Here is a 13,572-nt window from a genome sequence, read left to right as displayed (position 1 = left end):
TCTCGCATATAATTGACATCAGCACCAGCAGAAAAAGATTTACCTTTTCCTGTTAAAACTATTACTCTAACTTCCTCATCATTCTCAAGAAGCTTAAAGGCCGTTGTTAATTCCTCTATCATTAAAGAATTAAAGGCATTATGGATTTCAGGTCTCGATAATGTCACAACAGCAGCATAATTACTAATTTTAACTTTAATTGTTTCATATTTTTGCATTAATACTTCCTTACCTTAAGAATTCAAATATTTACATCCTGAAAACACCAAATTTTGTATTTGGAATTGGTGCATTTAAAGAGGCAGAAATACATAACGCTAATACTATTCGGGTGTCAGCTGGATCGATTATTCCATCATCCCAAAGTCTTGCTGTTGAGTAATATGCACTTGATTCTCTGTCATATTTTTCCAAGATCGGAGTCATTATCTTCTCTCGAGCTTCTGTTGTCAATTTATCTCCCTTTAGTGCTAATTGAGATTCTTTAACGGTAACTAACACATTTGCAGCCTGCTCACCTCCCATCACTGAAATTCGTGCATTTGGCCACATGAATAAAAACCGAGGAGAATAAGCTCTTCCTGCCATTCCATAATTTCCAGCACCGTAGGATCCTCCTATAATTATCGTCACTTTTGGTACCGCGGTATTACTAACTGCCATAACTAATTTAGCACCATCTTTTGCAATACCCCCAGCTTCAGCTTCCTTCCCAACAATGAATCCTGTGATGTTTTGTAGAAAAACTAAGGGAATTTTTCTTTCAGAACACAGATTGATAAAATGAGTTCCTTTTAAAGCACTCTCAGAAAAAAGAACTCCGTTATTTGCTAGAATACCAACTGGATATCCCATTATTCGTCCAAAACCACATACAAGGGTAGTTCCATACAATGCTTTAAACTCATGAAACTTCGATCCATCAACGATTCTGGCAATTATTTCATGTACATCATAAGCTTGTCTTGGATCTTTTGGTAATATTCCATAAATTTCCTCAATATCATATTGAGGAGGTTCAGGAGCTCTAATATCAAGTCGTGTTTTAGGGGGTAAATTTAAATGCTCAATGATGGTTCTTGTCATTAACAATGCATGTTCGTCATTAGTTGCGTAATGATCTGCTACTCCTGAAGTTCGGCAATGAACATCAGCACCACCTAAATCCTCTGCTGATACTTCCTCGCCAGTAGCAGCTTTTACTAGTGGAGGACCTCCTAAAAATATTGTTCCTGTTCCTTTTACAATAATAGTTTCATCAGACATAGCAGGAACATATGCTCCTCCTGCTGTACAGGAACCCATTACTACGCTAATTTGAGGAATCCCTTTAGAGGACATCTGTGCCTGATTATAAAAAATCCGTCCAAAATGATCACGGTCTGGAAAGACCTCTGCTTGTAGAGGTAAAAATGCCCCACCAGAGTCTACCAAGTAAACACAAGGAAGATGATTTTCTTCAGCAATTTCCTGAGCTCTTAGATGCTTTTTTACTGTCATTGGAAAATATGTACCTCCTTTAATCGTAGCATCATTCGCAATAAACATCACTTCCCTTCCAGATACCATTCCAATTCCTGTTACTATACCTGCATAAGGACATGAATTATCATATATGTTATATGCTGCAAGAGAACTTAATTCCATAAAAGGAGTGTCAGGATCTAATAATTTCTGAATTCGCTGTCTTGCGGGAATTTTTTCACGACTTATGTGTTTTGCAAGAGCTTCTGGATCACCTGCTCTGATTTTATCTAATGTTTCTTTTAAGAGCTGAAGGATATCCTGATAATGTTTAGTATTTTCCTTGAATGCCTTAGAATTAACATCAATTTTACTTTTTATTATTGGCATACAATTTCCCTTTGTAAATTCGTTACTATTCTTAGTTTCATTCGATGATAGATTAATATATTGCTTGATTTATGTTTAAAGACTAGTAATAAAATGAATTAATGTTCTCACTTGGAAACAAATCAGAAGAAAATGTAAATTCAAACGCTATTAATCTTTATTCTTCTTTGGTCTTTTTTGACTCGATATTTTCTAACTCAATTAGAGGGATATTAGCTTCAACCTGATCCCCTACAGAAAACAATATTTTTGTAATAATGCCATCAAAAGGAGCTGTTATTCTATTTTCCATCTTCATGGCTTCGATGGAGATAAGATCCTGCCCCTTTTTGACCTTTTGTCCCTCTTTAACAAATATTTTGACTATTCGACCAGGCATTGGACTCTTTAATCCCCCTTCTGCTTCGTCAATTTCTTCAAATTCTGTTTCTAAGGTTGAAACACGACGAATCTCATAATCCTCACCATCAAGATGAATAAATCGTGTATCCCCATTCTTTGAAACATTCACTTTGTATATAATATTATCTAGAGTAAATTGGAATTGACCCACCCCTAAGACCTTTGCTTGAACCTGAATTTCTTTATCTCCAACCACAACAAAAAAATTATTCTTTTCATCCCTTCTTAATCTTACCTCATGCCGTCTTCGACCATCATCAAATGTAAAAATATCACTCATACTTCGTCACAGAATTTTAACTATAACTTTCTTGTGTCCTTTTTCCCAAGCTGCCAAGAACCTATTTTTCGCCAAGGAGAGTGGGGATCAGAATCAGGTAAAAAAGAAGAATGAAAATCATCTCCGACTTTAGGTAGTATCTTCTTAATTGCTGCTTTCCCTTTCCCAATAGTAGTAGTCAGTTTTCCGGACATCGCATCTAAGGATTCCCGTCCCCAAGTTCCTAATTTGGACCAAGGTGAATAATAATGATCGATACCATTTATTAATGAACTTGGTGTAAGATCCTGTCCCGTAGACAAAAAAGGTTCCATTACTTCAAATAAAGCTGCAGCTAAGAAAACCTCAACTGGAGTTTCTTTTTGATTCCCTTTCCATTTATTAAAGTGATTTTCTACAAAATTAGTGTGAGTATCTCCCTCTTGAAAAGCTTTTTTGTTTAAAACTTCACGAAGAAATGCGATATTTGTTGGAATTCCTTGAGCACTGTAATTCCTTAGTGCCCATCTCATCTTTTGAATTACCTCTTCACGGGTTTCAGCATGGACAATAAGTTTTGCTATCATTGGATCGTAATAAGTCGAAATTTTCCCACCCAACGTGGAAATTCCAAGATCATTGCGAATATTTACCCCTACAGGAACTTGGACCTGATAAATTGTACCTGAAGAGGGTAGAAATTGCTTTTCGGGATTTTCAGCATAGATTCTGAATTCCAAAGCATGTCCTCTTGAGACTATATCTTCTTGATTTAAAGTCAAATTCTGTCCTGCAGCTATTTTTATTTGCCATTTCACTAAATCAATACCTGTAACAGCTTCAGTAATGGCATGTTCCACTTGAAGTCTTGCATTTATCTCGAGAAAATAAAATTCTCCAGTTGTATCATCTAATACAAACTCAACAGATCCTGCATTTGAATAATTCACAGCTTGAGCTGCGGAGACAGCTATTTTTCCCATTTTATTACGAAGCTCTGGACTTAATGCTGTGGATGGTGTCTCCTCAATGATCTTTTGATGTCGCCTTTGTATTGAGCATTCTCTTTCATTCAAATGAATAAGCTTACCATACTTATCTCCTAATACTTGAAATTCAATGTGACGAATATATGGAAGATATTTCTCTAAAAATACATCACCAGAGCCAAATGCACCCTCAGCCTCTCTTCTTGCACTTTCGAAAGACTCAATAAATTCATCTTCAGATTCAACAATACGCATACCACGTCCCCCTCCTCCAGCTGTAGCCTTGATCATCAAAGGAAAACCAATTTCTTTTCCTTTCTTTAAAAGATAATCTTTATTTCGTGAACCACCATGATATCCTGGAATTACTGGTATTCCAGCTTTTTCCATCGTCTTTTTTGCTTGGATTTTGTCACCTACAGCATAAATTGCCTCGGGTGTTGGACCAATAAAATTAAGTCCATTATCAAGAACTTTCTGTGCAAATTCAGAATTCTCTGAAAGAAATCCATATCCGGGGTGAATTGCTTCTGATTGGCTTTCTAATGCAATTCGGATGATTTTTTCCATGTTCAAATAACTATTAGCAGGTGTTGGATCTCCTAGGGGGTATGAATAGTCCGCAGCGTGGACATGTACTGAATCTTCATCAACTTCGGAATATATTGCTACAGTGTCAATTCCCATCTCTTGAGCAGCATTTATTATTCGTGTAGCGATCTCTCCCCTATTAGCAATAAGAATCCGTTTAAACATGGTTTACCCAAAACCTTTTTATTTAATGTATTAGAGATGAAGAGTCTCAGAACTATCTATAGTTTCAAATTGTAGGAAGATCCTTCCTCTGTGGTTTTTCATGTGTTTAAATGTTAGAAATTTTTGATGCTGCACTGAACGAATACTTCTGTGAAGCTATTTAAATATAGGGGTTAGTTTATTTTCACCCATATAAGAGATCTGGGTAAAAATCTAATGTATCTATTTTAACCTAATTTTTTTGTAATATGTAGATATTCAAGATATTTTAAATTATAGATCAGTAAAATTAATCATTTTGATATTTAAAAAACCCACTCTTAATAGATGTAATAATCCTATTTCTAGAGAATTAGAATTTGATTTATCAAACTTATTTTTTAATAAACAACTAGAAAATAAATATTGTAACAACTGAAATAAAATCTAATGTTATAAGAACGATACCTTTTGTAAACATTATTTTGCTAATTTCCGAGAACATTATATATATAACTGTGGTCATACTGAGGTATAGGTGAGCAATATGGCACTGATAGAAATAGATACCATCTTATTACTCCTTGAACAAATTTGCTTAGGTAGTTTAATCTCAGGATTAATCCTATTCTTCCTAACGTTATTTCTTCAAGGAAGCCATATTTTCGATCATGATACTGACATAGATCATGATATTGATCATGATGTATCTCTAGATCACGGGGGTATAGATTTAGGGGATGCAGATATTGATACTGACATTGATCTAGATGTAGATCATGATGTAGGTCTTCATGTCGATAAACACTTTGATATTAAGGACCATGCATTTGAAGCAGATAATCCTACTCCTTTAATGTTATTAATTGGTACTTTTCTAATGACATTCGGTGGAATAGGTACCATTCTTCTTCAAACTTCAATTAATCCAATTTTTATTATAGGTTTGACTTTTATTATCCCTATTGGAACTACATATGGTATTTCCAAACTCTGGGCAAAATTAGCTGTTTCAGACATTTATGAAACACCTCTTCAAACAATAAAAATTGATGATAAGGTTAAAACTATTACCACAGTTGACACAGATGGAGGATTAGTTGTAATTGAGACATCTTCAATTCATGGTCCAATTAAAATGGCAGCAAAAACTAGATATGGAGCAATAGCGAAAGACATGGAAGCTTACGTTATTAAAATTGACTCAAATGCCGTAATAATTGATGAATGGCCCTCATCAGAGGAAAATAAGAAGCCAATCCCAGACAAGAGATCTATACGTTGGGATTAGTGACTGATGCTCAAATAAAGGTGTAAATAATGAATAATATATTTGTACTCCAAAATTTAGATAGTTTGATTGCTGACTTGGCTCCATATGGAGCTGGGATAGTCATACTTTTTGTATTTGTCTTTATTTTCTTTGCTATATTTTATGTATCTCGTTATCGAAAGTATAAAACAAATGAATATGTTATCCATTTTCGGAGAGGAAAAGTAAAAAGAGCTGGTACTGGTGGAACTGTATTTATGTGGCCTATTTTTGACGAAGTTATAGTAATTCCCACCACTGTACAGCAAACCCTTCTTGAGGCTAGAGAAAAGGTCGTTTCACATGAATATCAAGATATTGCTATTACAGCATTTGTTTATTGGCGGGTTACCAACCCAGAGGTATCATTCTCGAAAGTTAGTTGGAATCCAGCCCGCTCTGATTATGTTGAAAAAGCAATTAAAAATGCTACTGAAGCAATTATTCGAACTACTTGTGCAAACATGAGAATTGAACAAATCATCAGAAACCGTGCTGAAATTATCAAAAATGTTACAAGTGAACTTCATCATCTTGCTGGAGACTGGGGAATTACTGTAGAATCAGTAGAAATTCGAGATGTTGAAGTACTCGATGCAAGATTAAAAGACAATCTTGAAGCAGTAAAAAAGATAGAAGAAGCACAAACTGCTCAACTACGTCAGGCCGAAATGGAAGAAATGGTTCAACTTCGAAATCTTGCAGTGAAACAGAAAACTGGAGAGACAGATCAAGAAGTAAAACTTCAGATTGAATCCAAAGCTAAGCAAAGAGAAATTCAAATTGCTCAATTAGAACAGGAGAGGGCAGTTATCGAAGCTGAAACTAAACGGAGAAGAATGAAGATTGAAGCAGAAGCTGAAAAATTCTTAAAAGTTACACAAGAAATTTCAGTTGATGCAGAACGAATTCGACAAGAAGCAATGGCACGAAAGGATCAATTAATAGCTGAAGCAGAGGGTGAAGCAGCTAAAATAAGTAAAACTCAGATTGCTTTAGCTCAAGGTATCCTTGAACAAGCTAAGGCTTTAAGTGAAGCGGATGAAAAATATATTCAACTGAAAACACTTGATATGCTTCCTGAAGTCTTTAAAAACATAAATGTCGATAAAATGATTTTATTGGGTGAAGGACAAGATGCTTATAAATCGATTGCTCAAATGGTTTTACCATTTGTCGAATTAGCCCGAGAAATGGGATTGAATAAAACAGGAGGACCCTCTGAACGTATTCCTCGTTCAAGAGAAGAAGATTAATCTTACCCTTACCCTTTTTTACTTAACATCACCAAAAAGCATATTTTTTGAAATTCGTACGGATTCTTTCCGTTTACGCATCCGAGAAAAACCACTTTCAATCCAATCTTTGGCCTCCTCATCTCTCCCTAATTTTCTATAGATAGATCCTATTGTTAAATATAGGATTGAATCATCTTTAAGATCGTTTGCGCGCATATAAAACTCGATGGCTTTCTCAAATTCTATGGTTTGATGAGAAATTAAAGCTTTCCAATAAAATAAGTTACCAATACGAACCAAAACAGAGATTTCAACTATTTCTTTTACTGTTTCTTTATCTTCACCATCTAACCGTGCTAATACTCTAATATAACGAGTGATCAATGGATAAATTTTTAGAAATTCTTCCGGTTTTACATTTGGACGCATATAATAAGATCCTTCTAAGATGGGAGGGTCTGTAAATACCATATATTCATCTAGAAGTTGATTAATCGATGTCTGGACTTGTGTAATGTCTCGAATGATTGCTGATAATTCTTGATGCCGAGTTTGAGATTCACGAATCTCTTGAAAACTGAGTGCAGATTCTTTAATTGAACTAGGAGCACTTTTACCCTCATTATATGAAATAAAACTCTCTAAATTCGTATAAATATCTTTAAGATAATCAATGGATATTTGTTTTTGGTTTTCGATTGACTTCAGACGTTCAGACAGAATTTTTTCAATATTTCCGAAATTGGTTAGAGCTCGTGACTTTTCCTCTTTATCGAATAATAAAAAAATAGTACAATATCTTCCTGAGAATTGAATTCGTGGATCTTGTGATTCATTACCTTCTAAAGTAAATGGATATGCTAATGCTAGTTCTTTCCTCCCTGGAACTGGAAAAGGACCATGAAGTTGATTTATTTGATCACGACTTTCCCCTAAACCAAGGGCAGTCAGAAGACTGATGCTAAGTTTCATCGAAGAAGTTTCATCAAGTTGAGAAAGATTAATCTCAGTCATTGGACCTGTATCTGCCATCACTGAAAAGATTATTCCGTTAAACATGCCACTGCACCAAATCACTTAATGTGAGGTGGTTTCAACTCCGAATCTACATTCTTCTGATTCTATAGGAATGAAATTATTGTCATACTTCGTATGAAATTTATCTTTATCTGTTTTGTTAAAAACCTTTATGTTCCCAAAGGATAAATTAAGGAGATTAGAGAGGTTTTTTGATTCAGAATTATCTCTCAGTAATTTTTTCTCTTGACTTTGTTTTAGGTGGAATGGGTAAATCACGTTCAATTCTCTTCATTCTTTTCTGAGAATAATCTCCTAGAGCTTTATTAAATGCTTCCTTATTCATGGAAATTCTTTGATACGATCCTAAAGTAGGTGAATATAAAGATTTTACATCTAATTGATATTTGGTCAATAAAGCCCAAGAATTTCGCATAGCTAATAAATCATATAGAAAATAAGTGCTATCCATCAGCTCTATCACAGTTTTTCTGACATTTAATTCTAATTCAAAAATTCTAGGACGATTTAGGATTTCTAATAAAAGCTGTAAAAGATCTATCAGTTCATCCAATTTCTCTTGTTGAATCTTCTCAGTCTCAAAATATGCAATAAATAAATTAACTTCACTTGTTAAACGCTCTAGCTGGTATTGAAGAAGGGGAGTACTTCTAATAAATTTCCGTTTATCCATCTTTTTTATCAAAAGCCGTATTGTCCTAAGAGATAGGTCAGGATCTGAGGATTTAAATCCTAATCTTCTTAAGAATCGAGCAAGCTTCCCACTAATTCGAAGTTGCCCTTTCATCTCACGAGTTGTATCAATCCCCTGTTTATGATATTGTTGTACTACTTCTTTAATGAACGTTGAATCAATGTCTCCAGCGAGCCCCATACTTGACAATAAGAAGTATGATTCTACCATACGTGTTGGATCATTAATATTTTGTATATTTTTTCTTAAAAAGGATCCTAATAATAATCTATCACTCTCTGAAAGCAATTCAAGCTTTCCTAACCTGTGAATTAAGAAACAAAAGGAAATTACGGAATTTTCAATCGTTTCAGTTTTGATCCCTTCTGAAATCATTTTAAATACAAATTCAGAAATTACGTTTTCTATCTCCTCACTTGGCCCAGCTAAAAGACTAGCAATATCCATCAGGGTACTTAGATTATTGATTTCTTCAGGTGAATAGGCAAATTTTTTAACAAGATGTGATATTTCTGATTCACCAGATACACATAATCGCTTTATAAATTGAAATTCATTAATGACTTCAGAAATATCAGATGAAATTCTTTTCTCTTCAACTAACTCATTCAACACTTTTTGTGACACTTTATGTCCTTGTAGGCTCCCCTCAAGGAGTCCAGTTAATAATTCCTCGGGAATTTCTTCAGAACTCTCTTTTCCCATGGAATATGCAAGAGGAATGGCAATTTTTTCGAGTAAAGATTCTACGTTGTCCAATTTAGAAAGAATTGCTTGATGCTCATCCCCAAGCTTAGTTAAACTTCCAACGATTAACTCATCAAGGTCTTTTTTTGGAGAAAATGCCCCTAGTTCCTCATGAATTACCTTACGAACCTCTTCAAGTACATCTGGGGTTAGTTTTTTCTTTAAAAACTCTTTTCCAAATTTTTTTTCTAATTTGTTATCAATCCTTTCTACTAAAAAAGAATTCGCTAATTTATACCTAGCAAAACCAGCTGTATAATCAGCCACAATCTGTTTTATAAAAGCAGCTGCTGTTAAACCTGCAAATGCTAGAAAAGGGGCAACCAATCACTTTCACTGATAATCTGTTGTTCCATATAGTTTAAAATATTATCTAAACAAATAAGCTATTAGAAATAATTAAGAGCGAAAACTTTTCATTTTATTGAATACAACGCAACGAGGTTCCTAATCATGAAGAAACATTCTACTTTTCAACTTTGGTTACGAATTATTCTCTTTATGGCTATAGCTATCATGTTAATATTTACATTTCAAGTTTTTATTCTTCCACTAGTCCAGCAGATAATCCCAAATGGAGAGGCTCTACCCTTAAATTTAGAGATTAATTTAATCCGTATGGTTAATGGAATTGTAGGTGTAGGCTTGGTATATGTTTTCCTTGCCTTTGATCGCCAAAGATTCAAAGATGTTGGGTTGGAATGGGATAAACAATACGGAATGGAGTGGATTTTAATTTCAATACCAATAACATTAGCTGGCTTAATTCCTACTGTTGTCATCGAAATAATCTTTGATATAATCATTCTTAAGGAATTAATCAATGTCTTTGCAATCATATTAACACTTCTCGTTACAATTTTTGCAATTGGACTTGGTGAAGAAATTCTTTTCCGAGGATATATTCAAAATATGCTCGAAACAAAGTATTCATTCAAATTTTCCGCAGTATCCTCTGCTTTAATGTTTGGATTTCTCCATTTTTGGCTCGCAGCAACGAGTAGAAATCTATTTTATATGGTGGCTATCTTATTTAGTGCAGCAGTTATTGGTGTAATGTTTTCGTACGTCTATAAATTCACTAATTATAATCTTATCTTTCCAGTAGCTATTCACGGCTTTTGGGACTTTTTTCTTTTCATTTTTCAAGCAGATTTTCGATATCAAGATCTTTTACATGTTGTAATGGAGATTTTAGCATCAACGATTGGAGCTGTAATAATATTTTATGGTGCTCTACGTTATGCTGAGAGACGAAATTATTTCTCAAAATAGCGTAATAGGAAAAATTTAAGGCATGAAACCTTTAGATCTCTATTTAGTTCAAATGGATATTGTATTTGGGCAAAAAAAGAAAAATTTTCAAAAAGCACAACAGTTCATAAACCAGATTAAGCCTAATCCATCATCTTCTGAGCATCAACTGATATGTTTTCCTGAATTGTTCTCCACTAGCTACGATTTTAAAAATATTGGTTTACAAGCTGAGAATTTAACTGACGGGGAAACAATTTCCTTTTTAATAGATCTAGCGGTTGATTATAATGTTTCAATCATTACAAGTCTTTTGGAATATGAAGATGGTCATTATTATAATACAGGTGTATTGATTGATGCAAAAGGAACTCTTCTTGGAAAATATCGGAAAAATCATTTATTTCCACTCCCTCCTATGGATGAAACCCAATTTTTAACTCCTGGTAAACTACCTGAAAATGGAATTCAAACTAGTTATGCAAATATCGGTATTCAGATTTGTTATGACCTTCGTTTCCCTGAGAATAGTCGGACTCTTGCTAAATCGGGTGTAGAGGTATTAATATATGTTGCAGAATTCCCTAAACCACGGGACTATGTCTGGACAACTCTTCTTCAAGCAAGAGCAATTGAAAACCAAGTTTTTGTTGCAGGAGTCAATCGTGTTGGAACTATTCCAGGAGCTTGCTTTTTTGGACTTTCAATGATTGTAGATCCCTCGGGGACTATATTGATTAAAGGTTCACAAGCAGAGGAAAATATTTCTGCCTTCCTTGACCCAAAACAAATTGATATAGCTAGAAATTTTTTAAAAACAATATAGGGAATTTTACCTTAAAAAACAGGTAAGATCAGTTAGATTTCGATGGATGATCCTAATTCAGGAATTTTTAGAGATGAAACATTAAAAATTGGAGTTTTACGTAATTGTTCTAATTGCAAAGGATCGGTAGATAATGCTCCTAGATGGATTAAGATTTTTTCACCTTTAACTGAACTGAGGTATTTTTGAAGGGTATCATTTGAACTATGACCACTAAACCGTGCGTAAACTATTTTTTGTTTGTAATCTGGTTCCATTTTATGAAGAAGACGATAAGCTAATGTATTCTTTGCTAGAAATCCGCAGAGTATAATTGAAGTATCTGAATCAGTTTTAGTTTCCTCTACAAGCTCTCTTGCATAACCTCCACCTAGCATACCTCCTCCAGTAATTACAACTTGATCATCAAATGGGGGAATCAAATTATCACTTAAATATCCTTTCGTAGAAATTCCAGTTAACCGAGCTACTTTTGTGGCCATACCAAGGAGTGAAACTTTTCTTTCAGCTGTTAAACCAGCTTTATCAAGTTTTAATAAAATTTCTTGCGCTCTCCCAACACTAAAAGCGGGAATAATTACTCGCTTACTTTCTTTTACCGTTTCAAATAACAGTGAATCACGTTTTTTAGTATCAAAAGATTCTTGATTATAATAAGTACAATCCATTATTGTAAGATCAGCATCTGTTGGTAAATTAGCTCCTTCATTATTAAATAACGCACTAGGATCCAGATTGGCATCTCCTGAGAACAAAATTGATTTGTTTCCTATTTCAAGTTTATAAGCATAAGACCCTTGAATATGATGAGCAGGTATTGGAGTGATGGCAATATCAGGGGTTAAATTATAGGTTTTAGAACTGGAAAGTGTTATGAATCTGTCTAGAAGCTGAATTATATTTGATTCATTTGAAAGATGCTTAAATCTAGGATCTACGGTTCGAACAAGATTGCTAGTATTTCTATTCATCAGATTCTGGTTATCTAAAAGAAGAAATTTTGCTAGATTTTTACTCATTGCACTCCCATAAACATATCCTGAATATCCTAATCCGAAAAGATAAGGAATAGCACCGATATGATCTAAATGAGAATGACTTACAAGGATTGCATCTAGGTAATTTAATGCTTCATCCCAAATTGGGACTTGATAGTTTGCTATTGACATTCCATAATCTATCAAGATAATGGACATACTGGTCTTTATGAGAATGCCCATGGTTCCAATTGTTTCGCCACCTAAGAATTTTATGATAACTTTATCTTCAGGTTTACTATAGATTGGAAATGCCAGTTTCTCTAAAAAGGGATTCAAAGCCTCAGATGGAATATTCTGAGGAATTTTATCTTGTTGTATTGTTTTGGATGCAATAAAAGATGCATAGGGACGTATAAATGAATTAAATACGAAAGGGACAAGACTTAGTTGATTTTCCTTAATGACTGGATTAATTTCTTTTGAAAACTCCTCAATGTCATTGAATCGTTTTATTGGCTTCCAAAATTCAATAAAATCGTTAACTTTTAAATTTAGTACCCTAGAAAGAGTTTCATGATCAAAATATGTTTTTAAGGATATTTCTTCAACATCATAAGCTATTTCTGAAACAATATCTTCTAAATATTGAGAATAATTATCAATAGCTTTTATATGGGTTTTTTGGAAGTTGTTTATTTCATCTTTTTTATGGGGAAAGATATTACAAAATTGAGGGATGAATTTTTCAATTTTGGGTAAAGGTATTCCAATAAACCTCATTAATGCTAGATAATTTGGAAAATAGGGGGGATTAAATTTATTATTCTTCAAATATTTTAAAATTGACTCACTAGAATGTAGAACTACCTCTTCCAAATCATTTGAATTGGTATAAAGATATCTGATTACAGTACGGTAATCTTCAAAATCAAATATTGAATTTTGGAGTGCAATTATAGTCATATTTGTTGTTTTTTTCCAATTTTCAGTTAAAATTTCCAGTTCTTGATAATCATTCTTAAATAAGTCCTTTATTTTGACCCAAATCGTTCTTTCAGTTGTAAAATATTCATGATCAATGAGAGGAGTGTTTATCAACCCTAAGAATAAAAAATCTTTCTGTTCTGAAGTAAAATCAAGTCCTATATCAGTAATATTATAATTTTTACCATCTTTTATTTTTTTTAATATTTCAGATAATCTAGAATCATTTTCAAACATTCAAAATCAACAAAATTAATAAT

The 13,572-nt window shown here is 33.7% G+C and carries 11 protein-coding genes; 4 read left to right on the top strand and 7 right to left on the bottom strand.

Annotated features, from left to right (window positions below; genetic code table 11):
* The 4 genes from ACWVCY_RS08645 to ACWVCY_RS08630 all read right to left on the bottom strand — a co-directional run.
* On the bottom strand, window positions 1–218 hold a 218-nt coding region (locus ACWVCY_RS08645; protein ID WP_455142088.1), incomplete at its 3' end, for an enoyl-CoA hydratase-related protein.
* A 31-nt stretch (window positions 219–249) separates the two neighbouring features.
* On the bottom strand, window positions 250–1,854 hold the full coding sequence (locus ACWVCY_RS08640) for a carboxyl transferase domain-containing protein (protein WP_455142086.1): 1,605 nt from the start codon (window positions 1,852–1,854) through the stop codon (window positions 250–252).
* A 157-nt stretch (window positions 1,855–2,011) separates the two neighbouring features.
* The gene (locus tag ACWVCY_RS08635; RefSeq protein ID WP_455142084.1) at window positions 2,012–2,536 is read right to left on the bottom strand and encodes a biotin/lipoyl-containing protein; all 525 of its coding nucleotides are present in this window, start codon (window positions 2,534–2,536) and stop codon (window positions 2,012–2,014) included.
* A gap of 20 nt (window positions 2,537–2,556) precedes the next feature.
* On the bottom strand, window positions 2,557–4,260 hold the full coding sequence (locus ACWVCY_RS08630) for an acetyl-CoA carboxylase biotin carboxylase subunit (RefSeq protein WP_455142082.1): 1,704 nt from the start codon (window positions 4,258–4,260) through the stop codon (window positions 2,557–2,559).
* A 526-nt stretch (window positions 4,261–4,786) separates the two neighbouring features.
* Here ACWVCY_RS08630 and ACWVCY_RS08625 point away from each other — a divergent pair.
* Window positions 4,787–5,530, top strand: a complete 744-nt coding sequence (locus ACWVCY_RS08625; RefSeq protein ID WP_455142080.1) for a hypothetical protein — start codon at window positions 4,787–4,789, stop codon at window positions 5,528–5,530.
* Window positions 5,531–5,559: 29 nt separating this feature from the next.
* Window positions 5,560–6,807: an SPFH domain-containing protein gene (locus tag ACWVCY_RS08620; RefSeq protein ID WP_455142078.1), complete on the top strand. Its 1,248-nt coding sequence runs from the start codon at window positions 5,560–5,562 to the stop codon at window positions 6,805–6,807.
* An 18-nt stretch (window positions 6,808–6,825) separates the two neighbouring features.
* Here ACWVCY_RS08620 and ACWVCY_RS08615 read toward each other — a convergent pair whose 3' ends face one another.
* Together ACWVCY_RS08615 and ACWVCY_RS08610 are read right to left on the bottom strand one after the other, a co-directional pair.
* On the bottom strand, window positions 6,826–7,848 hold the full coding sequence (locus tag ACWVCY_RS08615; RefSeq protein WP_455142077.1) for a hypothetical protein: 1,023 nt from the start codon (window positions 7,846–7,848) through the stop codon (window positions 6,826–6,828).
* Window positions 7,849–8,029: 181 nt separating this feature from the next.
* Window positions 8,030–9,595, bottom strand: coding sequence for a hypothetical protein (locus ACWVCY_RS08610; RefSeq protein WP_455142075.1), 1,566 nt, complete (start codon window positions 9,593–9,595; stop codon window positions 8,030–8,032).
* Window positions 9,596–9,721: 126 nt separating this feature from the next.
* Between ACWVCY_RS08610 and ACWVCY_RS08605 the strand changes: the two genes are divergently transcribed.
* Window positions 9,722–10,543, top strand: coding sequence for a CPBP family intramembrane glutamic endopeptidase (locus ACWVCY_RS08605; RefSeq protein WP_455142074.1), 822 nt, complete (start codon window positions 9,722–9,724; stop codon window positions 10,541–10,543).
* Between the two features lie 22 nt (window positions 10,544–10,565).
* A complete protein-coding gene (locus tag ACWVCY_RS08600; protein WP_455142072.1) occupies window positions 10,566–11,348 on the top strand; it encodes a nitrilase-related carbon-nitrogen hydrolase in 783 nt (260 codons plus the stop codon).
* 32 nt (window positions 11,349–11,380) lie between these two features.
* Here the strand turns inward: ACWVCY_RS08600 and ACWVCY_RS08595 are convergent, their stop codons facing one another.
* Window positions 11,381–13,549 carry an MBL fold metallo-hydrolase gene (locus tag ACWVCY_RS08595; protein ID WP_455142070.1) on the bottom strand — a complete coding sequence of 723 codons (2,169 nt, stop codon included), beginning with the start codon at window positions 13,547–13,549 and terminating at the stop codon, window positions 11,381–11,383.
* Window positions 13,550–13,572: the final 23 nt, after the last annotated feature.

It is taken from the genome of Candidatus Hodarchaeum mangrovi, assembly GCF_975850365.1.
Note: the sequence above shows the minus strand (reverse complement) of the source record. Positions and strands in the feature narration are given on the sequence as shown.